Here is a 25,754-nt window from a genome sequence, read left to right as displayed (position 1 = left end):
GCCTTTCTCCGTTAATGAGCGGTGCCGGCGTCCGCCGCCTTCGCGGGGGCCGTTGCACGGTGATTGTCGTCGCGCGGCGTGGCGACGAGCGGCTGCGCATCGCTGGCGGGCCGGCGTGGCCGGTGCGGGCGCCGGATCGGCGGCAGGCTTGCGGCCCGCGGCGCAGCGGCACTGGCGTTGGCCGGCGGGGCAGCGCTGGCGCTGGCGGCAGCCGCTGCTTCGGAGGCGGCCGCGGCCGATGCCGCTTCCGCCGCGCTGGCCGCGCTCGGCACGACCGGCTGCGGCAGCGCGGTGAAGCCGGCCGCGACGGCAGCCGGCTTGTTCGCGTCGCCGATCACCGGCGCATTGATGGGTTCGGTCGCCGACGCCGCGGCAGCCACGGCCGCGGCCTCGTTCTGCGGGTTCTGGCGGTCGACGAGGAAGAAGTCGAGCACGCGGCGCGCGATCGGGCCGGCGGCCTGCGCACCCCAGCCGCCGTTCTCGACAACCAGCGCGACGGCGATCTGCGGATGGTCGACCGGCGCGTACGCGATGAACAGCGCGTGGTCGCGCAGGTGCTCGGCGAGCAGGTGGCCCTTGTAGTTGGAGCCTTGCAGCGAGAACACCTGCGCGGTACCGGTCTTGCCGGCGGCGAGGTACGGCGCGCCGCGGAACACCTTGTACGCGGTGCCGGACGGGTTCTCGATCACGTTCTCCATCCCGCGCTTCACGACGTCGATGTCGGCCTGCTTGAGCGGGATCGTTTCGCTTTCCTTCGGCACGGTCAGGCGGCGCCCGCGCGTGATCGGATCCTCGACTTCCTTCACGAGGTGAGGCTTCATCACGACGCCGTTGTTCGCGAGCGTCGCGGTCGCGTGCGCGAGCTGCAGGATCGTGAACGAGTTGTAGCCCTGGCCGATCCCGAGGCTGATCGTCTCGCCGTCGAACCACTTCTGCTGCGCGGCCTTCTTGAACGCCTTCTTCTTCCAGTCGGTCGACGGCAGGATCCCGCGCGCCTCGCCCTGGATGTCGATCCCGGTGATCTGGCCGAAGCCGAACGGCTTCATGAAGTTCGCGATCGAGTTCACGCCGAGATCGCGCGCGAGCATGTAGAAGTAGGTGTCGTTCGACACCATGATCGCCTTGTTCATGTCGACCCAGCCCTGGCCCGAACGCACGTCGTTGCGGAACGTGTGGCCGCCGAACGTGAAGTAGCCGGGATCCTGGAAGCCCCAGCCCGGCGTGCGCTTGCCGAGCGTCAGGCCGGCGAGCGCCATGAACGGCTTGTACGTCGAGCCGGGCGGGTAGGTGCCGTGCAGCGGGCGATTCAGGAGCGGCTTGTCGGTCGAGTTGTTCAGTTCGTCCCAGGTCTGCTGGTCGATGCCGTCGACGAACGAGTTCGGGTCGAAGCTCGGCGACGACACGAACGCGAGCACGTCGCCCGTCTTCGGCTCGATCGCGACCAGCGCGCCGCGCTTGCCGGCGAACGCCTGCTCGGCCACCTGCTGCAGCCCGATGTCGAGCGACAGCACGAGGTTGTTGCCGGGCGTCGCCTGCGTGCGCGACAGCGTGCGCACCGGCCGGCCGCCGGCCGTCACCTCGACTTCCTCGAAGCCCGTCAGCCCGTGCAGCTCGGTCTCGTAGCTCTGCTCGACGCCGATCTTGCCGATGTAGTCGGTGCCCTTGTAGTTGTTCGCGTCGCGGCGCGGATCGTAGTTTTCCTGATCGCTGTCGTTGTCGTCGCTCATCGCGTCGATGCGATCCTGGTCGCGCTTCGAGATCCGGCCGATGTAGCCGATCACGTGCGCGGCCGTCGTGCCGAGCGGATATTGCCGGAACAGCCGTGCGCGCACGTCGACGCCGGGGAAGCGGAAGCGCTGCGCGGTGAAGCGCGCGACTTCGGCGTCGGTGAGGCGGGTGCGGATCGGCAGGCTCTCGAAGTTCTTCGAGTCTTCCTGCAGCTTCTTGAAGCGGCGGCGGTCGCGCGCGTCGATCGGGATGATCTCGGACAGCTTGTCGATCGTGTTGTCGAGCGTGTCGTCGAGCTTCGACGGCGTGATCTCGAGCGTGTACGCCGAATAGTTCTTCGCGAGGATCACGCCGTTGCGGTCGGTGATGATCCCGCGGTTCGGCACGATCGGCGCGACGGAGATGCGGTTTTCCTCGGCCTGCAGCGCGTATTTGCCGTGCTGCATCAACTGCAGGTAGAAGAAGCGGCTCGCGAGCAGCCCGAAGCAGACGAACACGAACACGCCCGCCGCCGCGACGCGCAGGCGGAACTTCGAGAGCTGCTGTTGGGTGTCGTTGAATTCGGTCATGCGGCTAGGGTCTATCTGGCACGCGCACGCCGAGCGGGCGCGGGCGAGGTGCCGCCCCGGAACGCGGCGCGCGGCGGGCGTGGAGGCGGCGGGTATTCAAGGCAGGCCCCTGGCTCAGATGGGGCGCGTATCGTCCGGATCGACCGGGCGGCGTTGCGGCATCAGCAGCAGGTGGCTCGCGATCGGCCACAGCGCGGCTTCGACGAAGCCGTCGACCAGGTAGCGCCAGCCCGGGAACGCGGCGCCCATCACGAGGCGGATCAGGAACGGCACGAGCTGCGCGACGACCAAGAGCGGCGTGACGTACAGCACCTGCACGCCGATCGGCATCCACAGCACGCGGCGGTGGATCGTGATCGCGCCGTACGACAGCAGCGTATAGGCGAGCGCATGCTCGCCGAGCAGCCCCGCGTCATGCACGTCCATCAGGATGCCGAGCGCGAACGCGACGCCCATCCCGACCTTGCGCGGCTGGTGGATGTTCCAGAACAGCAGCACGAGCGCGACGAAGTCGGGCACGCCGGGCAGGCGGCCCCACGGCATCAGGTTCAGCAGGAACGCGGCGGCGAGGCTGAAGACGATGAAGTACGGATTGACCGGCTGCAGGATGTATTGCGGGCGATTCATCGCTGGGCTCCTGATTGCCCGGCGCCGGGCTTCGCGGGCGTGGCGGCGGGCTTGGCCGGCGCCGCAGGCTTCGCGCCGGGCTGGGCCGCGGCGGCCGGCTTCGCGTTCGCGTCAGCCTTGTCGGCCTTTTCGCTCTTCTCGCCCTTCGCGGCGGCTTTCGCGCCTTTCTTGCCCTTCGTGTTCTTGTCGGCGGCCGGATCGGGCTCGGCCGGGCGCGGCGGGATGTCGTTCTGGTAATGCAGCACGAGCATTTGGCGCGCGCCGCGCACGGCGGCGATCGGCGCGCAGGTCACGCGCGCGAACGCCGTATCGGCGAGCTTGTCGACGCGCACGACCTTCGCGACCGGCAGGCCGGGCGGATAGACGCCGTCGAGGCCGCTCGTGACGAGCTCGTCGCCGACGACGAGATCCGCGCTGGTCGGCACGAAGCGCAAATCGAGCGAATCGCCCTTCGGCGTGCCGTAGATCACGCTGCGCAGGCCGGTGCGCAGCACCTGCACGGGAATCGCGAGATCGCGGTCGGTGACCAGCGTGACTTCGGACTGCAGCGGGAACACGCGCGTGACCTGGCCGACCACGCCGTTTTCGCTCACGACGGGCGCGCCGTTCTGGATGCCCTGCTGCGAACCCTGGCCGATCACGATCTTCTGCGTGAACGGATCGCTCGTGTCGTACTGGATCTCGGCCGGCGTCGATTGCGTCGCGATGTGCTGGCGCAGTTCGAGCACCGCGCGCAGGTGCGCGTTCTCCTGCGTGAGCACGGCGGCCTGGTTGGCTTGCGTGGACAGCTGCAGGTTGCGCTTGCGGAGGTCGTCGTTCTCGTGGCGCAGCGATGCGCCGGTGACGGCGATGTCGGCCGCGCCCATGAACAGGTCGCGCGGGACGAGCGCGGCGCGCTGCAGCGGATAGAGCACGGTGCCGAGCACGCCGCGGACGATTTCGAGCGTGCTGAAGCGCGCGTCCGAGACGAGGAGCGCGATGGCGAGGGCAACGAAGAAGATGAGCCGCGCGAGCGCGGGCGGACCTTGCTTGAAGAGGGGCGGCGGACTGTATTCCATGGTCGGCGCCGGGCGCGAATGATCGGTTAAATGATGCTCAGACGCGCAAACGGCGCGGCGGTTCGTTCTAAACGAGCGAGCCGGCCACGCCGCGGTTGCGTCATGTCAGGGAACTGCCTGGACGATCACTCGTACGAGAAGATGCTGCCCAGCTTGTCCATGCGCTCGAGCGCCATGCCCGAACCGCGTACGACGCAGGTGAGCGGATCTTCCGCGACGAGCACCGGCAGGCCGGTTTCTTCCGCGAGCAGGCGATCGAGGTCGCGCAGCAGTGCGCCGCCGCCCGTCAGCATCATCCCGCGTTCGGCGATGTCGGCGCCGAGTTCCGGCGGCGTCTGTTCGAGCGCGATCTTCACCGACGATACGATCTGGTTCAGCGGATCGGTCAGCGCTTCGAGGATTTCGTTGCTGGAGATCGTGAAGCTGCGCGGAATGCCTTCCGACAGGTTGCGGCCCTTCACTTCCATTTCCTTGACTTCGGAGCCCGGGAACGCGGAGCCGATTTCCTTCTTGATCGCCTCGGCGGTCTGTTCGCCGATCAGCATCCCGTAGTTGCGGCGGATGTAGTTGACGATCGCCTCGTCGAACTTGTCGCCGCCGACGCGCACCGAACCCTTGTACACGATGCCGCCGAGCGAGATCACGCCGACTTCCGTCGTGCCGCCGCCGATGTCGACGACCATCGAGCCGGTGGCTTCCGACACCGGCAGGCCCGCGCCGATCGCAGCGGCCATCGGCTCTTCGATCAGGTAGACCTGCGAGGCGCCGGCGCCGTGCGCGGCTTCCTTGATCGCGCGGCGCTCGACCTGGGTCGAGCCGCACGGCACGCAGATGATGATGCGCGGCGACGGCGAGAACATGCGCGACTCGTGGGCCGTCTTGATGAACTGCTTGATCATCTGCTCGGTGACGGTGAAGTCGGCGATCACGCCGTCCTTCATCGGGCGGATCGCCTCGATGTTGCCCGGCACCTTGCCGAGCATCTGCTTGGCTTCCTTGCCGACTGCCTGGATGGTCTTCTTGCCGTTGGGGCCGCCTTCCTGGCGGATCGACACGACGGAGGGCTCATCGAGCACGATGCCCTTGCCGCGCATGTAGATCAGGGTGTTTGCGGTGCCGAGGTCGATCGCGAGATCGTTGGAGAAGTAGCTGCGCAAAAAACCGAACATTCAGAATCCTGTTTCGCTCTGGGCCGGCCCTGCATAGCGAGCGCTGAGGGCGGCAGCGGAAAAAATAACAGCCTCGGGAAGCGTGGCGGAAGCGGCCGCCGCGGCGCACGAAGCTGCGAGTGATGTCTACCGGGGATCGCACGATGCACGCACGGCCTGCCGAAGCGGGGCGAAACGGTGCGGGAAAAGGCTGCCGGGTTTGGGTCGAACGCGTAATGATACCTTATAATTTCACGGTATTTGAATCGAAACGGGCGGTATTTTTGCCGCTTCGGCCCCGATTTTTGAGGGTGGGATCGCACCCTCCAACCCCCCGCCGCAGCGCTGCTTTCGATGCGCTGCGCAGCCTTGTTTTTCCGGTGATCGCATGGCCCTGACCCTGACCGATGTGAAACGCATCGCGCACCTGGCGCGACTCGAAATGGCCGACGCCGACGCCGAGCACATGCTCGGCCAGCTCAATGAACTCTTCGGCCTCGTCGAGCAGATGCAGGCGGTCGACACCGCCGGCATCGCGCCGCTCGCCCACCCGATCGAACAGATCCAGGCAGTCGCGCAGCGCCTGCGCGACGACGCCGTGACGGAAGTCGTCAATCGCGACGACAACCAGCGTCCGGCGCCGGCCGTCCAGGACGGCCTCTATCTCGTGCCGAAGGTGATCGAGTAAGCATTCGATGACAAGCGCGCCGCCGCTGCTGCGCCGCGCGCCACCCAGAATTCCCAGGAAAACCACTCAATGCACGCAAAAAGCCTGACCGAACTGCGCGCCGCGCTTGCCGCCAAGGAATGCTCGGCCGTCGAGCTCGCGCAGCTCTACCTGAAACGGATCGAAGCCGCGCGCGACCTGAACGCGTTCGTCCACGTCGACGCCGATCTCACCCTCGCGCAGGCGAAAGCCGCCGATGCCGAGCTCGCGCGCGGCGCGGGCGGCGCGCTCACCGGCCTGCCGATCGCGCACAAGGATGTCTTCGTCACGCGCGGCTGGCGCTCGACCGCCGGCTCGAAGATGCTCGCGAATTACGAGAGCCCCTTCGACGCGACCGTCGTCGCCCGCCTGCAGGCGGCCGGCATGGTCACGCTCGGCAAGACCAACATGGACGAGTTCGCGATGGGCTCGTCCAACGAGAATTCGGCGTTCGGCGCGGTGAAGAACCCGTGGGACACGAACGCGGTGCCGGGCGGCAGCTCGGGCGGCAGCTCGGCCGCGGTGGCCGCGCGCCTCGCGCCGGCCGCGACCGGCACCGACACCGGCGGCTCGATCCGCCAGCCCGCGTCGTTCGCGGGCGTGACGGGCATCAAGCCGACCTACGGCCGCGTGTCGCGCTACGGGATGATCGCGTTCGCGTCGTCGCTCGACCAGGGCGGCCCGATGGCGCAGAGCGCGTCCGACTGCGCGCTGCTGCTGAACGGAATGGCCGGCTTCGACGAGCGCGACTCGACGAGCCTCGAGCGCGACGACGAGGATTTCACGCGCCACCTCGGCCAGCCGTGGGCCGCCGGCAACGACGCGGGCAAGCCGCTCGCGGGCCTGCGCATCGGCCTGCCGAACGAGTATTTCGGCGACGGCCTCGCCGACGACGTGCGCGCGGCGATCGACGCAGCACTGAAGCAATATGAAGCGCTCGGCGCGACGCTCGTGCCCGTGTCGCTGCCGAAGACGGAACTGTCGATCCCCGTGTACTACGTGATCGCGCCGGCGGAAGCGTCGTCGAACCTGTCGCGTTTCGACGGCGTGCGCTTCGGCCACCGCGCCGCGCAGTACGGCGACCTGCTCGACATGTACAAGAAGTCGCGCGCGGAAGGCTTCGGGCCTGAAGTGAAGCGCCGGATCCTGGTCGGCACGTACGTGCTGTCGCACGGCTACTACGACGCGTACTACCTGCAGGCGCAGAAGATTCGCCGCATCATCGCGAACGATTTCCAGGAAGCGTTCAAGTCCTGCGACGTGATCATGGGCCCGGCGTCGCCGACGGTCGCATGGGATCTCGGCTCGAAGGGCGACGATCCGGTGCAGATGTATCTCGCGGATATCTACACGCTGTCGGTGAGCCTCGCCGGCCTGCCCGGCATGAGCGTGCCGTGCGGCTTCGGCGCGGGCGCGAATGCGAAGCGCCCGGTCGGCCTGCAGATCATCGGCAACTATTTCAACGAAGCCCGGATGCTGCAGGTCGCCGACGCGTTCCAGCGCGCGACCGACTGGCACAAGCAAGTTCCGGCAGGGGTGTAAGCATATGGCTACTCAATGGGAAGTCGTCATCGGTCTCGAGACGCACGCGCAACTGTCGACCGTCTCGAAGATTTTCTCGGGCGCATCGACGCAGTTCGGCGCCGAGCCGAACACGCAGGCCTGCCCGGTCGACCTGGCGCTGCCGGGCGTGCTGCCGGTGCTGAACCGCGGCGCGGTCGAACGCGCGATCCGCTTTGGCCTCGCGATCGGCTCGACCATCGCGCCGCGCAGCATCTTCGCGCGCAAGAATTATTTCTACCCCGATCTGCCGAAGGGCTATCAGATCAGCCAGTACGAGATTCCGGTCGTGCAGGGCGGCCGGATCACGATTCAGGTGCCCGCCAACGAGAAGGCCGGCAAGGAAGCGTATGAGAAGACCGTCAACCTGACCCGCGCGCACCTCGAGGAAGACGCAGGCAAGTCGCTGCACGAAGACTTCGCCGGGATGACCGGGATCGACCTGAACCGCGCGGGCACGCCGCTGCTCGAGATCGTCACCGAGCCGGAAATGCGCAGCGCGGCCGAGGCCGTGGCCTACGCGAAGGCGCTGCACGGGCTCGTCGTGTGGCTCGGTATCTGCGACGGCAACATGCAGGAAGGCTCGTTCCGCTGCGACGCGAACGTGTCGGTGCGCCCGGTCGGCCAGGAGAAGTTCGGCACGCGTGCGGAAATCAAGAACCTGAACTCGTTCCGGTTCCTCGAGGAAGCGATCAACTACGAAGTGCGTCGCCAGATCGAGCTGATCGAGGACGGCGGCGAAGTCGTGCAGGAAACGCGCCTCTACGATCCGGACAAGCGCGAGACGCGTTCGATGCGCAGCAAGGAAGACGCGCACGACTACCGCTACTTCCCCGACCCCGACCTGATGCCGCTCGTGATCGGCCAGGACTGGATCGAGCGCGTGCAGTCCGGGATGCCCGAGCTGCCGGCCGCGATGCAGCAGCGTTTCGCCGACGAATACGGCGTGTCCGCGTACGACGCAGGCGTGCTGACGTCGAGCAAGGCGATGGCCGCGTACTTCGAGGCCGTGGTCGCGAAGGCCGGCACCGCGAATGCGAAGATTGCCGCGAACTGGCTGATGGGCGACGTTTCGTCGCAGCTGAACCGCGACGGCATCGAAATCGACGCGATTCCGGTCTCGGCCGCGCAGCTCGCACTCGTGCTGCAGCGCATCGCCGACGGCACGATCTCGAACAAGATCGCGAAGGAAATCTTCGCGACGATCTGGGACGAGAAGGCCGACGACGAAGGGGCGGCCGACCGCATCATCGACGCGAAGGGGCTGAAGCAGATCTCCGACACCGGCGCGCTGGAAGCGATCATCGACGAAGTGCTCGCGGCGAACGCGAAGTCGGTCGAGGAATTCCGCGCGGGCAAGGAAAAGGCGTTCAACGCGCTGATCGGCCAGGCAATGAAGGCGACGAAGGGCAAGGCCAATCCGCAGCAGGTCAACGAACTGCTGAAGAAGAAGCTCGGCTGAGCATGACCGCGCGCCTGACCCGCGCATGACGACGGGCCGCCCCGAACCGGATCGGGGCGGCCCGTTGCGTTTGGTGGATGCGTTATCGTATGCACCACAGCGTCCAACGGAGGAACGAATGGCGAAACAACCGTCGCTCGACGATTTCCGCGTGCCGTACTGCACGCGCGAGAAGGAAGCCGCAGCATTCAAGCTCGATGCGTTCGACCCGGCCGCGAAGCCGTTCTCGTCCGGTTCGAAGGACGACGACCGCGCACGGCTGTCGGCCGTGTCGACCGAGCTCGACGTGCAGCAGGAGCGCCTGCACACGCAGCAGAAGAAGCGCGTGCTGCTCGTGCTGCAGGGGATGGATACCAGCGGCAAGGACGGCACCGTGCGCGCGGTGTTCCGCGAGGTCGATCCGCTCGGCCTGCGCGTCGTGCCGTTCAAGGCGCCCACGCCGATCGAGGCCGCGCACGACTTCCTGTGGCGCGTGCATGCGCAGGTGCCGGCCGCGGGCGAGCTCGCGATCTTCAACCGCAGCCACTACGAAGACGTGCTCGTGCCGCGCGTGCTCGACCTGATCGACACGAAGGAATGCGAGCGCCGCTACCGGCAGATCCGCGATTTCGAGACGATGCTGGTCGAGAACGGCACGACGATCATCAAGTGCTTCCTGCACATCTCGAAAGACGAGCAGCGCGCGCGGCTGCAGGCGCGTATCGACGATCCGACCAAGCACTGGAAGTTCGACATCTCCGATCTCGACGCGCGCAAGCACTGGGACGCGTACCAGTCCGCCTACCGCGACGCGCTCGCCGCGACGTCCGCCGAGCATGCGCCGTGGTACGTGATCCCGGCGAACTCGAAGACGCACCGCAACGTGATGATCGCCGAGCTGCTGCTGCGCACGATGACCGACATGAAGCTGGAATTCCCGCCGCCGAAGCCCGAACTCGAAGGCGTGAAGATCCGCTAAGCTGCCCCCCTGAAAAACATCGAACTGAACGGAATCCGACATGATGCGAGTGATTACCGCCAACCTGAACGGCATCCGCTCCGCCGCGAAGAAGGGCTTCTTCGAGTGGCTCGGCGAACAGAACGCCGATTGCGTGTGCGTACAGGAAATCAAGGTCTCGGCCGACGACCTGCCCAGTGAATTCGTCGAACCGCACGGCTTCAAGAGCTATTTCCACCACGCCGAGAAGAAGGGCTACAGCGGCGCGGGCGTGTACAGCCGCCGCGAGCCCGATGACGTGATCATCGGCTTCGGCAGCAGCGAATTCGATGCCGAAGGGCGCTATGTCGAGGCGCGCTACGGCAAGCTGTCGGTCGTGTCGGTGTACGTGCCGTCCGGCTCGAGCGGCGAAGAGCGCCAGCAGGCGAAGTACCGCTTCATGGACGAGTTCATGCCGCACCTCGCCGCGCTGAAGAAGAAGCGCGAGGTGATCCTGTGCGGCGACGTGAACATCGTCCACAAGGAAATCGACATCAAGAACTGGAAGAGCAACCAGAAGAATTCGGGCTGCCTGCCGGAAGAGCGCGAGTGGCTCACGAAGCTGTTCGACGATGTCGGCTATGTCGACGTGTTCCGCACGCTCGATCAGCGCCCGGAGCAGTACACGTGGTGGAGCAACCGCGGCCAGGCGTATGCGAAGAACGTCGGGTGGCGGATCGATTACCAGATCGCGACGCCGGGTATCGCCGGCACCGCGAAAAGCACGTCGATCTTCAAGGACATCAAGTTCAGCGACCATGCGCCGCTGACGGTGGACTACGACTACAAGAAGTGATGTTCCGCGAGTGACGTTCCGCGCTGCGCCGCGCGCGCAGCAGCCGGAGGCGAAAACGGGCCGCATGTCGAACATGCGGCCCGTTTCGTTTGGAGCGGCGATCGTGCGTGTCGCCTTCGGCGCTTACTGCTTGAGCGACGCCATGTCGATCACGAACCGGTACTTCACGTCGCTCTTCAGCATCCGCTCGTAGGCCGCATTGATCTGCTGCATCGGAATCGTTTCGATATCCGACGTGATCCCGTGCTCCGCGCAGAAGTCGAGCATCTCCTGCGTTTCCGCGATCCCGCCGATCAGCGAGCCGGCGAGGCGGCGGCGCTTGAAGATCAGGTTGAACACCTGCGGCGACGGATGGTCGTGCTCCGGCGCGCCGACCAGCGTCATCGTGCCGTCGCGCTTCAGCAGGTGCAGGAACGGGTTCAGGTCATGCTGCGCGGCGACCGTGTTCAGGATGAAGTCGAAGCTGTTCAGGTGCGCGTTCATCTGCGCCTCGTCCTTCGAGATCACGACTTCGTGCGCGCCGAGCCGCTTGCCGTCCTCGATCTTCGACGGCGACGTGGTGAACAGCACGACGTGCGCCCCCATCGCGCGCGCCAGCTTCACGCCCATGTGGCCGAGGCCGCCGAGCCCGACGATACCGACCTTCTTGCCGGCGCCGACGTTCCACTGCCGCAGCGGCGAGTAGGTCGTGATCCCCGCGCACAGCAGCGGCGCGGCGCCGGCCGGGTCGAGCGTCTCGGGCACGCGCAGCACGAACGCCTCGTCGACGACGAGCTGCGTCGAATAGCCGCCGAACGTGATGTCGCCCGTCACGCGATCCTGGCCGTTGTAGGTGCCGACGAAGCCGTTTTCGCAATATTGCTCGAGGCCTTCTTCGCAGCTCGCGCAGGTGCGGCACGAATCGACGAGGCAGCCGACGCCGACCAGCTCGCCGACCTTGAAGCGCGTCACATCCGGGCCGGTCGCGGTCACGCGGCCGACGATTTCATGGCCCGGCACGACCGGATAGATCGTGTTGCGCCATTCGTTGCGGGCCTGGTGCAGGTCCGAGTGGCAGACGCCGCAGTAGAGGACGTCGATCTGGACGTCGAGGTCGCGCAGCGCGCGACGCTGGAATTCGAACGGGGCGAGCGGCGAGCGCGAATCGGTCGCCGCGTAGGCATAGGTAGTGCTCATGCGATGGGCTCCTTGTCCGGAAAGCATCCGGCGAAACAGACTGCCGTCGCATCATGTGGCGATGCGGCGAGGCAGGACGTCATCGTAAGGAGCGCGGCGCCGCAGTGAAATACCCGAAGGTCTGGAAGATTTGCCTATTCCTCTCGAACTGCATGCAAACAGCCGTCAAAACACGTTCAAGGTGCTACATTGCGAGCCAGATTCTCTTGCCGGACAGGACCACGCAGATGAGCTTCGAGCCCCTTTTCACCGACACGGGCGATCGTGTGCAGCGCCGCATGGTCGAGCTGCATACGCGCCTCGCGCCGAACGAGGGCGACACGCTCGCGGCACTCGACGGCGTGCGCTTCATCCGCGTGAGCCGTCCGGCGCCGCGCATGCCCGTGTTGTACGAGCCGAGCATCGTCGTCGTGTGCCAGGGGCGCAAGCTCGGCTATCTCGGCGAGCGTTCGTTCGTGTACGACGCGCAGCAGTATCTCGTGCTGTCGGTGCCGCTGCCGTTCGAATGCGAGACCTTCGCGAGCCAGGACGAGCCGTTTCTCGCGATCTCGATCCGCGTCGATCTCGCGGTGATCGCCGAGCTCGCGATCCTGCTCGACGAGACGCTCGGTGCGCCCGTCAGCGAGCCGCTCGGCGTGGATTCGACGCCGCTCGACGCGCCGCTGGCGGATGCCGTGCTGCGACTGCTCGAAGCGCTCGCGTCGCCGCACGACACGCGCGTGCTGGGCCCCGCGATCATGCGCGAGATCGCGTATCGGGTGCTGACGGGCGAGCAGGGCGACGCGATCCGCGCGGCGCTCGTCCAGCAGCATCACTTCGGCCGCATCGCGAAGGCGCTGCGGCGCATCCATGCGGACCTGAAGGCCGATCTCGACGTCGAGACGCTCGCGCGCGAGGCGGGCATGAGCCTCGCGGTGTTCCACGCGCAGTTCAAGCACGTGACGGCGACGTCGCCGATGCAGTACGTGAAGGCCGCGCGGCTGCACCAGGCGCGGCTGATGATGGTGCAGGACGGCGTCGGCGCCGGTGCGGCGGCCTCGCGTGTCGGCTATGCGAGCGCGTCGCAGTTCAGCCGCGAGTTCAAACGGCTGTTCGGCCGCAGCCCGGGTGACGAGGTGCGCTGGATGCGCGAAAGCGGCGCGCGGCCGGTCGCGGCGGAGGTGGATGGGTAGGGCGGCGTCGCGAGCGGCCGCGCGGGTCGCTCAGCGCCGCACGACCTTGCGCCGCTGCGCGCTGATGCCCGCGTAGTCGGGCAGTGTGTCGACGCGCTTGCCCACGGCCTTCGCGTACAGCGGCATGAGATCCGGCAGGCGGTTCAGCAGGTCCTGACGGCGGGCGGTGCTGTACGGGTGCGTATAGATGAAGCCCGTCGCCTTGTTGCCGCGTGTCGCGACCGCGAGCTTGTCCCACAACGTGATCGCCGCGCGCGGATCGAAGCCCGCACGGGCGGCGATGTCGCCGCCGATCACGTCGGCTTCGGTCTCGTCGGTCGGGTCGTAGTGGAGCGATTGCAGGCGCTCGCCGAGGTTCAGCGCCTGCGGCAGCGGCTCGCCGACGCCGAACAGTGGCGGCAGCGCAGCCGCGCGCAGCGACGTCTGCGAGGTCGCGCTGAAGTTGCTGCGCGCGTGTTCGCGCAGCGCATGCGCGATGCCGTGCGCGAGCAGTACGCCGAGCTCGTCGTCGTTCAGGCGGACGCGGTCGAGCAGGCCGCCGTACACGAGCACCTTGCCGCCCGGCAGGCAGGTCAGGCGAATGTCGCGCGAGCGGATCACGTTGACGTCCCACGCCCAGCTCTTCACGCGGTCGTTCCATTTCACCGAATACGGCGCGAGCTTCGCGACGATCGCGCGCAGGCGCTTCACGCGCGGCTGGTTCGCCGGCAGCAGGCGGTTGCTGTCGGCGGCCGCCTGCACGATCTGCGCGTATTCGTTCGCGGTGAGCTGCTCGAGCAGCGGCGACGGGATCAGCGTGCGGAAGGCAATGGCGTCGCCGTAGCGGACCTGCTGCGATGTCTGCGCATACGCCTTCGTCGATGCGGCGGCGCCGGTCGGCTGCGCGGGTTCGGCGGTGGGCGGCTGAGCAGGGGCGGCGGGCGTTGAATTCGCCGACGGTGAAGCAGCGGCCGGCGCGGAGCCTGCGGCGGTGTCGGTCGCATGGGCGAACCCCGCGGCGAGCGCCGCGGCGCCGACGCTCAACGAAGCCGCAACGCGCGCGAGGCGGTGCAGGCCGTTACTGCGCACGGCTGGCCTCGCCATTGCGGGCGGTCCCGTTCCACGGCGCGATCTTGAACAGCAGCAGCATGCCGGGAATCGCGAGCGCGGTGCACACGATGAAGTAGTCGAACCAGCCGATCTTCGCGACGATGAAGCCGCTCGCGGCCGACGCGAGCGTGCGCGGCACCGACGCGAGACTCGTGAACAGCGCGAACTGCGTGGCCGTATAGCGCGGGTCGGTCGTGCTCGCGATGTACGCGACGAACGCGGCCATCGTCAGGCCGGTGGTGAAGGTTTCGACGCCGTAGACGAGCGCGAGCGCGACCGTCATCGGGCTGAATTGCGGGGTGACCGCAATGCCGAACACCGACAGCACCGACGCGATCGCATGGCTCGTCGATACGGTGAAGTCGTAGAGCACCGCGAGCACGGGCGAGCCGGGGCCGAGCTGCGCGAGCCACGCGAAGCCGAGCGTCGACACCATCTGCAGCGCGCCGAAGATCCACAGCCCGCGGCCGATGCCGATCTTCACGAGCCAGACGCCGCCGATGATGCCGCCGGCGACGCTCGCGACGAGCGCGGTGGTCTTCGCGACGATGCCGATCTCGGTGCGCGAGAAGCCGATGTCGAGGAAGAACGACGTCGACAGCGTGGTGGCCATCGTGTCGCCGATCTTGAACAGGAAGATGAACGCGATGACGAGCAGCGCGCCGGCCCAGCCGTCGCGCTGGATGAATTCGCGGAACGGCAGCACGATCGCGTCGCGCAGGTTGCGCGGCGGCGCGCCGATCACTTCGGGCTCGCGCACCACGAGCGTCATCAGGATGCCAGGCAGCATGAACGCGCCGGTGAGCGCGAACACGACGTCCCACGGCAGGTGGTCGGACAGGATCAGCGCCAGCGAGCCGGGAATCAGCGCGGCGAGCTTGTACGCATTCACGTGGATCGCGTTGCCGAGGCCCTGCTCGGTGTCGCGCAGCAATTCGCGGCGGTACGCATCGATCACGATGTCGGCGCTTGCGCCGAAGAACGCGACGAGCGTGGTGAGCGCGGCGACCGTCCAGATCGAGTCGCGCGGCGACACGAAGCCGAGCGCGGCGATCGCGCCCGCGACCAGCAGCTGCGTGAGCAGCAGCCAGCCGCGCCGGCGGCCCGGCCGCCAGCCGGGCAGGCGCGGGACGTAGCGGTCCATCAGCGGCGCCCACAGGAACTTCCACGTGTACGGGAACTGGATCAGCGCGAACAGGCCGATTTCCTTCAGGTTCACGCCCTCGGAGCGCAGCCAGGCCTGCACGAGGTAGACGAGCGTGAAGAGGGGCAGACCCGACGTGAAACCGAGGAACACGCAGATCAGCATGTGCGTGTTCAGGTAGGCGCGCCAGCCGGGGTGATCCTCGTGAGCGGTGAGTGCGGGCGCCTCGTGTGGCGTTTTCGACATGGACTGGAACTGGATAGCGTTGACTGATTGCGGCGGCAGCGCAGGCGGCGGCGCGGGTCGTGCAGCGGCGCGGCCGCACGTGCGTGCGGGCGCGCCGACGGCGTCCGTCAACGGCTCCCCGGCTCAGCTGCGCTTGACGCGGTAGACAGCAAGACTACCACGCCAGTTCGCTCCCCATCGAATCGGTTGGCCTTCGTGCAGCACCACGCGGTCGAGGATCGTCACGCCGACTTCGGGCGCGAGCGCCTCGAAATCCTCGATCGTCAGCACCCGGACGTTCGGCGTGTTGTGCCACTGGTAAGGCAGCGACTTCGACACCGGCATCCGGCCGTTGAGCACCGACAGCCGGTGCGGCCAGTAGCCGAAATTCGGGAACGATACGATGCATTCGCGCCCGACCCGCGCGGTTTCGCGCAGGATCGCGGCCGTCTGGTGGATCGTCTGCAACGTCTGCGACAGGATCGCGATGTCGAAGCTGTGGTCCTCGAACAGGCGCAGGCCGTCTTCCAGGTTCTGCTGGATCACGTTGATGCCGTTCTTCGCGCTCGCGAGCACGCCCGCGTCGTTCAGCTCGATCCCGTAGCCGGTCACGTCCAGTTCTTCCATCAGCAGCGCGAGCAGCGAGCCGTCGCCGCAACCGAGGTCGAGCACCGTCGAGCGCGGTTCGACCCAGCGCGCGATCGTGCGGAAGTCCGCGCGCGCGGACAGGGAATTCAGCGCTTGCTGGTTCATGCGCCCACCTCGTTGGCGATTCGTTCGTAATACGCGCGGATCAGGTTGTGATAGCGCGCGTCGTCGAGCAGGAACGCGTCGTGGCCGTGCGGCGCATCGATTTCCGCGTAGCTGACCGTGCGTTTGTTGTCGAGCAGCGCCTTCACGATCTCGCGCGAGCGGGCCGGCGCGAAACGCCAGTCGGTCGAGAAGCTCGCGATCAGGTATTTCGCCTGCGTGTGCGCGAGCGCGGCCGTCAGGTTGCCGTCGAACGCCTTCGCCGGATCGAAGTAGTCGAGGGCGCGCGTGATCAGCAGGTAGGTGTTCGCGTCGAAGTAGTCGGCGAACTTGTCTCCCTGGTAGCGCAGGTACGACTCGACCTCGAACTCGACGTCGAAGCTGAAGTTGTACGCGTCGAGCGCGCCGTCGGCGCGGCGCAGCGCACGGCCGAATTTCTCGGCCATGTCGTCGTCGGACAGGTACGTGATGTGGCCGATCATCCGCGCGACGCGCAGGCCGCGCTTCGGCTTCACGCCATGCGCGTAGTAGTCGCCGCCGTGGAAATCGGGATCGGACAGGATCGCCGAGCGCGCGACCTCGTTGAACGCGATGTTCTGCGCGGACAGCTTCGGCGTCGACGCGATGTCGATGCAGTGCGCGACGCGCTCCGGATACATCAGGCTCCACGCGAGCGCCTGCATCCCGCCGAGGCTGCCGCCCATCACCGCGGCGAAGCGCTCGATGCCGAAGGCATCCGCGACGCGCGCCTGCGCGTGCACCCAGTCCTCGACGGTGACGACCGGAAAGCTTGCGCCGTACGGCTTGCCGGTGGACGGGTCGACGCTCATCGGGCCGGTCGAGCCGAAGCACGAGCCGAGGTTGTTCACGCCGATCACGAAGAAGCGGTTGGTGTCGAGCGGCTTGCCCGGGCCGACCATGTTGTCCCACCAGCCGGTGCTGCGCGGATCGTCCGCGTAGACGCCGGCGACGTGGTGCGACGCGTTGAGCGCGTGGCAGACGAGCACCGCGTTCGAGCGCGCGGCGTTGAGTTCGCCGTACGTCTCGACGACGAGCTGATAGTTGCCGAGCACGCTGCCGCTTTGCAAGCGCAGCGGTTCGGCGAAGTGCATGGTCTGTGGAGCGACGATGCCGATCGATTCCATTCGTTCCGCCTTATGACTGGGCAGCTAAATGGTGTCGGCGATGCGCGGAGTCGGAGATGCGCGGCTGACGACCTCTTTAGCCGCATTTGTAGTGAACCGCCGGGACGAGGACGAATCGAGGCCCTGGCTGGTTCGCGCGCCCGCAATCGAGTCAGCAAATCGGCGCGTGTCTGGCTGCCGCCCGAGGGGCGACAGTCGGCAAAGTATAGCGGAAATCGCGGCGCGCGGATTCGGGCGCGGAGGCGGGGCCGCCGCGCCCGCGTCATCTCACTGCAGGATCAGCCGCAGATGCGCGTCGGCCTGCTCGCCCGGCGGTTTCTGGAACCCGCCCTTCGCGAAGCGGTGCCATCGGCCGATCACGTAGCTGACGAGCAGGCTCGCGCGGGCAGCCGGATCGTAGTCGGCCGGCAGCACGAACGGCAGCGCGCCGTCCTGCGGCGTGTTCGCCTCGGTGCGCGCGACGCGCAGGCATTGCTTGACGGTCGCCTCGATGCGGTCGAGCAGCTGGTTCACGCGCTCGGTGAGCCGCTCGTCCTCGCCGACCAGCGCCTCGCCGGTCAGCACGCGTGTCATGCCGGGGTTCTTCGCGGCGAAATTGAGCATCGTCAGTGCGATCGTGCGTGCCTGTTGCACGCCGTTCGGCTCTTTCGCGACGATCTGGTTGACGAGCCCGAAGAGGGCCTGCTCGATGAACTCGATCAGCCCTTCGTACATCTTCGCCTTGCTGGTGAAATGCCGGTACAGCGCGGCTTCCGACACGTCGAGCCGGGCCGCGAGCGCGGCGGTCGTGATCTTCTCGGGCTTGGGCGCCTCGAGCATCGTCGCGAGTGTCTGCAGGATCATCACGCGGCGCTCGCCCGGTTTCGGGCGCGCGCGGGTGGGTGTGGCCTGGTCTTCCTTTACGGCTTGGTCCTGCGGGTAAGTCGGCTGCATTTTTGTCGCCCCGATCGTGTGCCCAGTCGCAGCGATTTTAACGAACGAATGCGCTGGTCGACATAGTGGGGGCGTCCGGTAACCGGCAGATGGTCCGGCAGGTGCCCCGTGATCCATACCGTGCCGATGCCGAGACGCTTGTAGCGCTTCAGGTGGCCGCGCGTATCCTCGACGAGGATCGTGTCGGCCATGCGTGCGTTCGCGGCACGCAGCGTCCGGCGCAGCATCGTGTGATCGGGCTTCGCGCGCCACGTGCGCCGGTCGCGCATGTGCTCGATCGCGATCACGCGCTCGAACAGCCGCTCGATGCGCAGCTCGCGCAGCACCGCGCGCGCATAGTTCTCCGGCGCGTTGGTCAGGATCAGCTTGCGGCCCGGCAGCGCGGCGACGATGCGCGCGAGGCCGCGCTCGGCGCGCACCATCGCCGGCAGGTCGGAAAACGTGTGGACGACGCGCAGGAAGTCGTGCGGGTCGATCGGATGATGGCGCGTGAGGCCGAGGAGCGCGGCGCCGTAGCGCTCGGTGTAGCCGGTGCGCAGGCGGTCGGCTTCGGCGCGCTCGACCTGCAGCGCGTCGATGATGTACTGCGTCATCGCGCGGTTGATCTCGGGAAAGATCGCGTGCGATGCGTGGTGAAGGGTGTTGTCGAGATCGAACAGCCACACCGGCGCGCCGGCGCGGGGCCGGCTGCGCGACACGCGCCGGCGCCGCAGCGGGGCCGGCAAGTCGGGTGTGGCGGTCTTGCTGCGCTTGCTCAATGCGAGCGGATCATCGTGCCGAACGGCTGCTCGGTCAGGATTTCCAGCAGTACCGAGTGCTCGATCCGGCCGTCGACGATGTGCACCGACTTCACGCCGCTCTTCGCGGCGTCGAGCGCCGACGAGATCTTCGGCAGCATGCCACCGGAGATCGTGCCGTCTTCGAACAGCGCATCGATCTCGCGTGCGGACAGGTCGGTCAGCAGGTTGCCGTCCTTGTCCATCACGCCCGGGATGTTGGTCATCATCAGCAGCTTCTCGGCGTTCAGCACCGTGGCGAGCTTGCCCGCGACGAGGTCGGCGTTGATGTTGTAGGAGAGGCCATCTTCACCGAAGCCGATCGGCGAGATCACCGGGATGAACGCGTCGTCCTGCAGCGCCTTCACGACGGCCGGGTTGATCGCCTCGACTTCGCCGACCTGGCCGATGTCGATGTACTGGCCCGGGTTGTCGCGGTCCGGCATCAGCAGCTTGCGCGCATGGATCAGGCCGCCGTCCTTGCCCGTCAGGCCCACCGCGTGGCCGCCGAAGTGGTTGATCAGCATCACGATGTCCTGCTGCACTTCGCCGCCCAGCACCCATTCGACGACTTCCATCGTCTCTTCGTCGGTGACGCGCATGCCCTGGATGAAGGTGCCGGCCTTGCCGATCTTCTTCAGTGCGTGATCGATCTGCGGACCGCCGCCGTGGACGATCACCGGATTGATGCCGACCAGTTTCAGCAGGATCACGTCGCGCGCGAAGCCTTGCTTGAGCCGCTCTTCCGTCATCGCGTTGCCGCCGTATTTGATGACCACGGTCTTGCCGTGATAACGGCGAATGTACGGCAGTGCCTCGGCGAGGATTTCTGCTTTCAGCGTGGGGGCGATCTGCGAGAGGTCGATGGGCTCGGACATGGCGGCGGCTCTGGCTGGGAACGGTTGAAACACGGCGAATTGTACAGGAGTGGCGCAGCGCAGCATCGGGTTTTTGGACGGGCCGGAACACCGGTGGCGCGGCCCGGGCACCGCGCGCGGCGGCCCGCCGGCTATGGCGCGGCGCGATGTGCGCCGCGCGACGGGCAGCGCTGCGCGGGCGTCGGCGGAGGGGCGGTTCGCGAGCGTTCGCGATGGCCCTCGGCCGAACGGCCGGCGTGCAAAATCCGTTCGCCGCGCTATGCTTGTCGCGTAGGGCGGCTTCCCGCCCGCTCGAGCGCTCAGCCATGACCGATCTTGCCGTCGACGCCCGTTCCGCCCCGCGCCGTGCACGGTGCCCGCACTGCGGGCGCAGCTTCGACTGCGGCGCCCGCACGCAGCCGTTCGAGTGCTGGTGCGCGTCGATGCCGGTCTTGCCCGGCGGTACGCCGCCCGCGGCCGGCGCCCGCTGCCGCTGCCCCGAGTGCCTGGCCAACGAGATCGCGCAGCGGATGGCCGGCGCGGCCGGCTGACGGCATCGGCCGCTCACGGGGCGTCCCGTTCAATGCGCTCCGATCCGGCCCCGCTAGAGGCGCCGCCCGCTAAACGGGTAAACTGCTCGGATGCAACGAATCACCACCACCGGGCGCGTCAACCTCAGTCACCTGTTCTGGCTCCGCAATCTCGCGATCATCGGCCAGCTCGTGACGATCGGCGTCGTGCAGACCTATTTCGGCGTGCATCTGCCGTTGCCGGCGATGCTGATGGTCATTGCGCTCGAAATCGTTTTCAACGCGCTGACCTGGGTGCGCGTGCTGCGTGCGCGGCCCGAGACCAATTTCGAGCTGCTCGGCCAATTGTGGGTCGACCTCGGCGCGCTGTCAGCGCTGCTGTTCCTGTCGGGCGGCACGACCAATCCGTTCGTGTCGCTGTACCTGCCTTCGCTCGCGATCGCGGCGGCCGTGCTGCCGTGGCACCTGATGATCTGGCTCGCGGCGTTCGCGGTCGCGTGCTACGCGGCGCTCGGCTTCGACTCGGTGCCGCTCAACATGGACAATCCCGCGAACCTGTTCGACTACTACCGTACCGGGATGTGGGCGAACTTCATGGTCAGCGTCGGGCTGATCGCGTGGTTCGTCGCGCGCATGTCGAATGCGCTGCGCCAGCGCGACGCGGCGCTCGGCGAGGCGCAACAGCACCTGCTGCGCGACGAGCGGGCGGTCGCGCTCGGCGTGCAGGCCGCCACCGTCGCGCACGAAATGGGCACGCCGCTGTCGACGATCGCGATGCTCGCCGAAGAGCTGCGCGACGCGGCCCGCGACGATCCGGGGCTGGCCCGCTACGAGGCCGACCTGAAGGTGCTCGAGGAACAGATGACGCTCTGCACGTCGGCGCTCGCGCGCCTGCGCAGCCGCGCGAGCGCGCCCGCGAGCCGCCAGCCGGTGGACGACTGGCTCGACACGTTCGTCGAGCACTGGCGCCTGCGGCATCCGCACGTGCAGTTCGAATTGCTCGGCGCGCGCCCGGCGGGCGTCGCGCTCGACGACACGGTCGCGGCCGGCCAGATCCTGACGATCCTGCTCGACAACGCCGCGCGCGCGAGCCCGCGGCGCGTGACGTTGGCCGCGAAGGTCGCGCACGCCGGCACGGCCGACGAGATCGAATTCGAGGTATGCGACGACGGGCCCGGCATTCCGGCCTCACTGCGCGAATCGCTCGGCGCGATGCCGGTCGACAGCACGCAGGGCGGGCACGGGGTCGGCCTGTATCTCGCGTTCAGCGCGGCCGCGCGGCTCGGCGGCGAGATCGAACTGTCCGATGTCGTGCCGCGCGCGGCGGGCGGCAACGGACGGGCCGGCAGTGCGGCGAATGGTCACGCCGCGGCGGGATCGGCACCGCGCGCGGGCCAGCGCGTCGCCGAACGGACAAGCGGCACGCCGCCGGACAGCCGCCCGGCCGGTACGACCGCCGCGCGCGGCACGCGGGCCGTGCTGCGGCTGCCGGTCGTGCGCGTCGCGGCATCGGCCGCCTCAACCAACACGTAGACGGAGAAACCACATGAGCGAGAACAATTTCCTGGTGATCGACGACAACGAGGTGTTCGCGGGCACGCTCGCGCGCGGCCTCGAGCGGCGCGGTTACGCGGTCCAGCAGGCGCACGACAAGGAGGCGGCGCTGCGGCTCGCCGCGGGCGGCAAGTTCCAGTTCATCACCGTCGACCTGCATCTCGGCGAGGATTCGGGCCTGAGCCTGATCGCACCGCTGTGCGACCTGCAGCCCGACGCGCGGATCCTGGTGCTGACGGGCTACGCGAGCATCGCGACCGCCGTGCAGGCGGTGAAGGAAGGCGCCGACAACTATCTCGCGAAGCCCGCGAACGTCGAGTCGATCCTGGCCGCGCTGCAGACCAACGCGACCGAAGTGCAGGCCGACGAAGCGTTGGAGAATCCGGTCGTGCTGTCGGTCGACCGGCTCGAATGGGAGCACATCCAGCGCGTGCTGGCCGAGAACAACAACAATATTTCGGCGACCGCGCGTGCGCTGAACATGCACCGCCGCACGCTGCAGCGCAAGCTCGCGAAGAAGCCGGTGCGGCAGTAAGCGGGACGCGTCAGACGGGCGAGCGCGAGGCCCGCGACAGGCAGGCGACGATCTCGCGTTTCAGCAGGCGCGCGATGAGCGTCGAGTAGATGAGGTTCGCGAGAAACGGCGCGAACCCGCCGATCACGAGCGGAACGGCCAGTGGCCACGGCTTTGCCGATACGCCGGTCGCGATGGACTGGATGCCGACGCTGAACGCCACGCTGGCGAGCGCGATACCCGCCAGCGTACCGAGCCATGCGAGTACGAACGCGACGTTGTAGCGCCGCAGCGACTCCCGCCTGATCCGGCGCATGAGCGACAGGATGTCGGCGCGCGTGAGCGTGAGCAGGGCCGGCACGATTCGGCCGGCGATGGACGGATAGATGGTCATTCGGAGGCGGTGACGAATGCGTCCGTTCGTAGTCAGAGGAGTCCAGATTATAGGGACGCACCGAAACGCTTGCCATCAGCCTCGCTCCGGGGGCAGTCCGTGCGCCGTATCGCATGGCGATAAAAAAACGGGCGACCCCGTCAGGGGCCGCCCGTTTTTCGTCCGACGCCGCGCGCGTTACAGCACGTAGCGCGACAGGTCTTCGTCCTGCGACACTTCGCCGAGTGCGCGGTCGACATACTTCGCGTCGATCGTCACGCGCTCGCCGGCGTGGTTGCCGGCCGAGAACGACACTTCCTCGAGCAGCTTCTCGATCACCGTGTACAGCCGGCGCGCACCGATGTTCTCGGTCTTCTCGTTGACCGAATAGGCAATCTCCGCGAGGCGGCGGATGCCGTCGTCGGCGAATTCGAGCTGTACGTCTTCGGTCGCGAGCAGCGCCTGGTACTGCTTGACGAGGCTTGCGTCGGTCGCGATGAGGATCGCTTCGAAATCGTTCACCGACAGCGAGTCGAGCTCGACGCGGATCGGGAAGCGGCCCTGCAGTTCCGGAATCAGGTCGCTAGGCTTCGCGAGGTGGAACGCGCCGCTCGCGATGAACAGGATGTGATCGGTCTTCACCATCCCGTACTTCGTGTTGACCGTCGTGCCTTCGACGAGCGGCAGCAGGTCGCGCTGCACGCCCTGGCGCGACACTTCACCGCCGCTGCCTTCGTTGTTGCGCGACGTGATCTTGTCGATCTCGTCGAGGAACACGATGCCGTTCTGCTCGACGTTCTGCACGGCCTTCGTCTTCACTTCCTCGTCGTTGAGCATCTTCGCCGCTTCCTCGTCGGTCAGCAGCTTCAGCGCTTCCTTGATCTTCACCTTGCGGCGCTGCTTCTTGCCGCTGCCGAGGTTCGAGAACATCGAGCGGATCTGCTCGGTCATCTCTTCCATCCCCGGCGGCGCCATGATGTCCATGCCGGCCGACGGCTGCTCGAGGTCGAGCTCGACTTCCTTGTCGTCGAGCTGGCCTTCGCGCAGGCGCTTGCGGAACGTCTGACGCGTCACGTTGTTGTCGTCGTTCGCGTGCTCGGCGTTGCCGCCGAAGCCCACTGCGCGCGGTTGCGGCAGCAGGATGTCGAGGATGCGGTCTTCCGCCTGGTCGGTCGCCTTGCTGCGCACCTTGCGCATCTCGGTTTCACGCGTCTGCTTGACCGAGATCTCGATCAGGTCGCGCACGATGCTGTCGACGTCGCGGCCGACGTAGCCGACTTCGGTGAACTTGGTCGCTTCGATCTTGATGAACGGCGCGTCGGCGAGCTTCGCGAGGCGGCGTGCGATTTCGGTCTTGCCGACACCCGTCGGCCCGATCATCAGGATGTTCTTCGGCGTGATTTCCTGGCGCAGCGGGTCGGCGACCTGCTGGCGGCGCCAGCGGTTGCGCAGCGCGACCGCGACGGCCTTCTTCGCCTTCGCCTGGCCGATGATGTGCTTGTCGAGTTCCGAGACGATCTCGGCAGGGGTCATGGTGCTCATGGTGCGGTCCTTACTCGATCGTTTCGATGATGCGGTTGTGGTTCGTGTAGATGCACATGTCGCCGGCGATCTCGAGCGACTTCTCGACGATCTCGCGCGGCGACAGCTCGGTGTTCTCCGCGAGCGCGCGGGCTGCCGCCTGCGCATACGCACCACCCGAGCCGATCGCGCAGATGCCTTCCTCGGGGTCGAGCACGTCGCCGTTGCCGGTGATGACGAGCGTGGTGGTGGCGTCGGCCGTGATCAGCATCGCCTCGAGGCGGCGCAGCATCCGGTCGGTGCGCCAGTCTTTCGCGAGCTCGACGGCCGCACGGGTCAGGTTGCCCTGGTGCTTCTCGAGCTTCGCCTCGAAGCGGTCGAGCAGCGAGAACGCATCGGCGGTGCCGCCCGCGAATCCGACCAGCACCTGGTTGTTGTAGATCCGCCGCACTTTCCGCGCGCCACCCTTCATGACGATGTTGCCGAGGGTTACCTGGCCGTCGCCGCCGAGCGCGACCTTGTCGCCGCGCCGGACCGAAACGATGGTCGTGCCGTGAAATTGCTCCATCTGCGTTCCTTGAGAAAAACGGGGAAGAGTCGGGGGCGCGAGGCGCCGCCGCGTAACTCGCAGTGCGCCGGGAAGCGGCCCGGCGCGCGTCCGTTTCATTTTAGGGCGGGCGCCGGGATATCAAGAGGCGGGTGGGGCAAATCGGCGGCTGGCGGGGAACCGGTGCCGGAAAAACAAAAAGCGCGCGGCAGGCCGCGCGCTTTCGGGAAGCAGCGTGTCTGAGCGGAACGCCGCTCGATCAGTCGCCGAACAGCTTCTGGCGCAACTCGCGGCGCTCTTGCGCCTCGAGCGACAGCGTGGCGGTCGGACGCGCGAGCAGGCGCGGAATGCCGATCGGCTCGCCGGTTTCCTCGCACCAGCCGTAATCGCCGGAATCGATGCGGGCGAGCGACTGCTGAACCTTCTTGAGGAGCTTGCGTTCGCGATCGCGCGTACGCAGTTCGAGCGCGTGCTCTTCCTCGATCGTCGCGCGATCGGCGGGGTCGGGCACGATCACCGTCTCGCGCAGGTTCTCGGTCGTCTGGCCTGCATTCTTGAGGATGTCCGCCTGCAACTGTTCGAGCCGATTTTTGAAGAAGGCGAGCTGATCCTCATTCATGTAATCCTTGTCGCTCATCTTCAGGATTTCGGCTTCGGTCAAGAGTTTCTTCGTCATCTGCTTGCTTCTTCAATGTGCGGCAAATCGATAGATATTGCCTGCACTTTGGGATTACCCGCAACCGCGCTTGCAATCATTTGCGATTTGCCGCCGCGGGGCCGAAAGCCTCTGGAAAACCGGTTCTCAAATACCAGGATAG

Annotated in this window: 25 protein-coding genes; 9 read left to right on the top strand and 16 right to left on the bottom strand. The window is 67.2% G+C overall.

Translation table 11 applies throughout. The features are described 5' to 3' along the window. Nucleotides 1–11: 11 nt before the first annotated feature. From mrdA to CFB43_RS17130, 4 genes are all read right to left on the bottom strand, one after another. The gene (gene mrdA, locus CFB43_RS17145; protein ID WP_089495846.1) at nucleotides 12–2,297 is read right to left on the bottom strand and encodes a penicillin-binding protein 2; all 2,286 of its coding nucleotides are present in this window, start codon (nucleotides 2,295–2,297) and stop codon (nucleotides 12–14) included. Nucleotides 2,298–2,411: 114 nt separating this feature from the next. After that, complete coding sequence (gene mreD, locus CFB43_RS17140) at nucleotides 2,412–2,924, bottom strand: rod shape-determining protein MreD (RefSeq protein ID WP_060255153.1); 513 nt, start codon at nucleotides 2,922–2,924, stop codon at nucleotides 2,412–2,414. After that, entirely contained in the window at nucleotides 2,921–3,982 is a 1,062-nt protein-coding gene (mreC, locus tag CFB43_RS17135; protein WP_089495845.1) for a rod shape-determining protein MreC, read from the bottom strand. Before mreC ends, mreD begins: the two co-directional genes overlap by 4 nt. Nucleotides 3,983–4,107: 125 nt before the next feature. Then, nucleotides 4,108–5,151: a rod shape-determining protein gene (locus CFB43_RS17130; RefSeq protein ID WP_004189550.1), complete on the bottom strand. Its 1,044-nt coding sequence runs from the start codon at nucleotides 5,149–5,151 to the stop codon at nucleotides 4,108–4,110. Nucleotides 5,152–5,518: 367 nt separating this feature from the next. Between CFB43_RS17130 and gatC the strand changes: the two genes are divergently transcribed. From gatC to CFB43_RS17105, 5 genes are all read left to right on the top strand, one after another. Next, the gene (gene gatC, locus CFB43_RS17125; RefSeq protein WP_089426585.1) at nucleotides 5,519–5,818 is read left to right on the top strand and encodes an Asp-tRNA(Asn)/Glu-tRNA(Gln) amidotransferase subunit GatC; all 300 of its coding nucleotides are present in this window, start codon (nucleotides 5,519–5,521) and stop codon (nucleotides 5,816–5,818) included. Nucleotides 5,819–5,887: 69 nt separating this feature from the next. Further along, complete coding sequence (gatA, locus tag CFB43_RS17120; protein ID WP_089495844.1) at nucleotides 5,888–7,378, top strand: Asp-tRNA(Asn)/Glu-tRNA(Gln) amidotransferase subunit GatA; 1,491 nt, start codon at nucleotides 5,888–5,890, stop codon at nucleotides 7,376–7,378. A 4-nt stretch (nucleotides 7,379–7,382) separates the two neighbouring features. Further along, on the top strand, nucleotides 7,383–8,858 hold the full coding sequence (gene gatB, locus CFB43_RS17115; RefSeq protein WP_089495843.1) for an Asp-tRNA(Asn)/Glu-tRNA(Gln) amidotransferase subunit GatB: 1,476 nt from the start codon (nucleotides 7,383–7,385) through the stop codon (nucleotides 8,856–8,858). A 118-nt stretch (nucleotides 8,859–8,976) separates the two neighbouring features. Next, nucleotides 8,977–9,816: a polyphosphate kinase 2 family protein gene (locus CFB43_RS17110; protein WP_089495842.1), complete on the top strand. Its 840-nt coding sequence runs from the start codon at nucleotides 8,977–8,979 to the stop codon at nucleotides 9,814–9,816. Nucleotides 9,817–9,856: 40 nt separating this feature from the next. Beyond that, nucleotides 9,857–10,630: an exodeoxyribonuclease III gene (locus CFB43_RS17105; RefSeq protein ID WP_089495841.1), complete on the top strand. Its 774-nt coding sequence runs from the start codon at nucleotides 9,857–9,859 to the stop codon at nucleotides 10,628–10,630. A 123-nt stretch (nucleotides 10,631–10,753) separates the two neighbouring features. Here CFB43_RS17105 and CFB43_RS17100 read toward each other — a convergent pair whose 3' ends face one another. After that, nucleotides 10,754–11,806, bottom strand: coding sequence for an NAD(P)-dependent alcohol dehydrogenase (locus CFB43_RS17100; protein ID WP_089495840.1), 1,053 nt, complete (start codon nucleotides 11,804–11,806; stop codon nucleotides 10,754–10,756). 227 nt (nucleotides 11,807–12,033) lie between these two features. Here CFB43_RS17100 and CFB43_RS17095 point away from each other — a divergent pair, with 227 nt between their 5' ends. Beyond that, entirely contained in the window at nucleotides 12,034–12,978 is a 945-nt protein-coding gene (locus CFB43_RS17095) for an AraC family transcriptional regulator (RefSeq protein ID WP_089495839.1), read from the top strand. Between the two features lie 30 nt (nucleotides 12,979–13,008). On the opposite strand, the gene CFB43_RS17090 is transcribed toward CFB43_RS17095, so the two are convergent. The 7 genes from CFB43_RS17090 to argB all read right to left on the bottom strand — a co-directional run bounded on the left by CFB43_RS17090 (nucleotide 13,009) and on the right by argB (nucleotide 19,918). Further along, nucleotides 13,009–14,046 (bottom strand): M48 family metallopeptidase, encoded by a 1,038-nt coding sequence (locus tag CFB43_RS17090; protein ID WP_089495838.1) that lies wholly within the window; start codon nucleotides 14,044–14,046, stop codon nucleotides 13,009–13,011. Beyond that, entirely contained in the window at nucleotides 14,036–15,457 is a 1,422-nt protein-coding gene (locus tag CFB43_RS17085; RefSeq protein WP_089426578.1) for an AmpG family muropeptide MFS transporter, read from the bottom strand. Before CFB43_RS17085 ends, CFB43_RS17090 begins: the two co-directional genes overlap by 11 nt. 123 nt (nucleotides 15,458–15,580) lie before the next feature. Continuing rightward, on the bottom strand, nucleotides 15,581–16,189 hold the full coding sequence (gene metW / locus CFB43_RS17080) for a methionine biosynthesis protein MetW (RefSeq protein ID WP_006755281.1): 609 nt from the start codon (nucleotides 16,187–16,189) through the stop codon (nucleotides 15,581–15,583). Then, nucleotides 16,186–17,331, bottom strand: coding sequence for a homoserine O-succinyltransferase MetX (metX, locus tag CFB43_RS17075; protein ID WP_089457109.1), 1,146 nt, complete (start codon nucleotides 17,329–17,331; stop codon nucleotides 16,186–16,188). Before metX ends, metW begins: the two co-directional genes overlap by 4 nt. Nucleotides 17,332–17,598: 267 nt before the next feature. Next, nucleotides 17,599–18,264 (bottom strand): nucleoid occlusion factor SlmA, encoded by a 666-nt coding sequence (gene slmA / locus CFB43_RS17065; protein ID WP_089495837.1) that lies wholly within the window; start codon nucleotides 18,262–18,264, stop codon nucleotides 17,599–17,601. Continuing rightward, a complete protein-coding gene (locus CFB43_RS17060; protein ID WP_089495836.1) occupies nucleotides 18,231–19,022 on the bottom strand; it encodes a pyrimidine 5'-nucleotidase in 792 nt (263 codons plus the stop codon). The genes slmA and CFB43_RS17060 overlap by 34 nt, the downstream gene beginning before the upstream one ends. After that, nucleotides 19,019–19,918, bottom strand: coding sequence for an acetylglutamate kinase (gene argB / locus CFB43_RS17055; protein WP_006490510.1), 900 nt, complete (start codon nucleotides 19,916–19,918; stop codon nucleotides 19,019–19,021). The genes CFB43_RS17060 and argB overlap by 4 nt, the downstream gene beginning before the upstream one ends. A 305-nt stretch (nucleotides 19,919–20,223) precedes the next feature. Here argB and CFB43_RS17045 point away from each other — a divergent pair, with 305 nt between their 5' ends. The 3 genes from CFB43_RS17045 (at nucleotide 20,224) to CFB43_RS17035 (ending at nucleotide 22,516) form a co-directional block, all read left to right on the top strand. Beyond that, complete coding sequence (locus CFB43_RS17045; RefSeq protein ID WP_089495835.1) at nucleotides 20,224–20,448, top strand: cysteine-rich CWC family protein; 225 nt, start codon at nucleotides 20,224–20,226, stop codon at nucleotides 20,446–20,448. A 90-nt stretch (nucleotides 20,449–20,538) separates the two neighbouring features. After that, nucleotides 20,539–21,960 (top strand): ATP-binding protein, encoded by a 1,422-nt coding sequence (locus tag CFB43_RS17040; protein WP_089495834.1) that lies wholly within the window; start codon nucleotides 20,539–20,541, stop codon nucleotides 21,958–21,960. A gap of 13 nt (nucleotides 21,961–21,973) precedes the next feature. Then, nucleotides 21,974–22,516, top strand: a complete 543-nt coding sequence (locus CFB43_RS17035) for a response regulator transcription factor (protein ID WP_021156278.1) — start codon at nucleotides 21,974–21,976, stop codon at nucleotides 22,514–22,516. A 10-nt stretch (nucleotides 22,517–22,526) separates the two neighbouring features. Here the strand turns inward: CFB43_RS17035 and CFB43_RS17030 are convergent, their stop codons facing one another. The 4 genes from CFB43_RS17030 to dksA form a co-directional block, all read right to left on the bottom strand. Further along, a complete protein-coding gene (locus CFB43_RS17030) occupies nucleotides 22,527–22,889 on the bottom strand; it encodes a hypothetical protein (RefSeq protein ID WP_089495833.1) in 363 nt (120 codons plus the stop codon). Between the two features lie 177 nt (nucleotides 22,890–23,066). Beyond that, nucleotides 23,067–24,410, bottom strand: a complete 1,344-nt coding sequence (gene hslU / locus CFB43_RS17025; protein WP_089495832.1) for an ATP-dependent protease ATPase subunit HslU — start codon at nucleotides 24,408–24,410, stop codon at nucleotides 23,067–23,069. A 10-nt stretch (nucleotides 24,411–24,420) separates the two neighbouring features. Further along, nucleotides 24,421–24,957 carry an ATP-dependent protease subunit HslV gene (gene hslV / locus CFB43_RS17020; RefSeq protein WP_011353540.1) on the bottom strand — a complete coding sequence of 179 codons (537 nt, stop codon included), beginning with the start codon at nucleotides 24,955–24,957 and terminating at the stop codon, nucleotides 24,421–24,423. 238 nt (nucleotides 24,958–25,195) lie between these two features. Continuing rightward, entirely contained in the window at nucleotides 25,196–25,612 is a 417-nt protein-coding gene (gene dksA / locus CFB43_RS17015; protein ID WP_006477498.1) for an RNA polymerase-binding protein DksA, read from the bottom strand. Between the last annotated feature and the right edge of the window lie 142 nt (nucleotides 25,613–25,754).

The sequence above is a fragment of the Burkholderia sp. AU15512 genome, assembly GCF_002223325.1.
Classification (GTDB): domain Bacteria; phylum Pseudomonadota; class Gammaproteobacteria; order Burkholderiales; family Burkholderiaceae; genus Burkholderia.
Note: the sequence above shows the minus strand (reverse complement) of the source record. Positions and strands in the feature narration are given on the sequence as shown.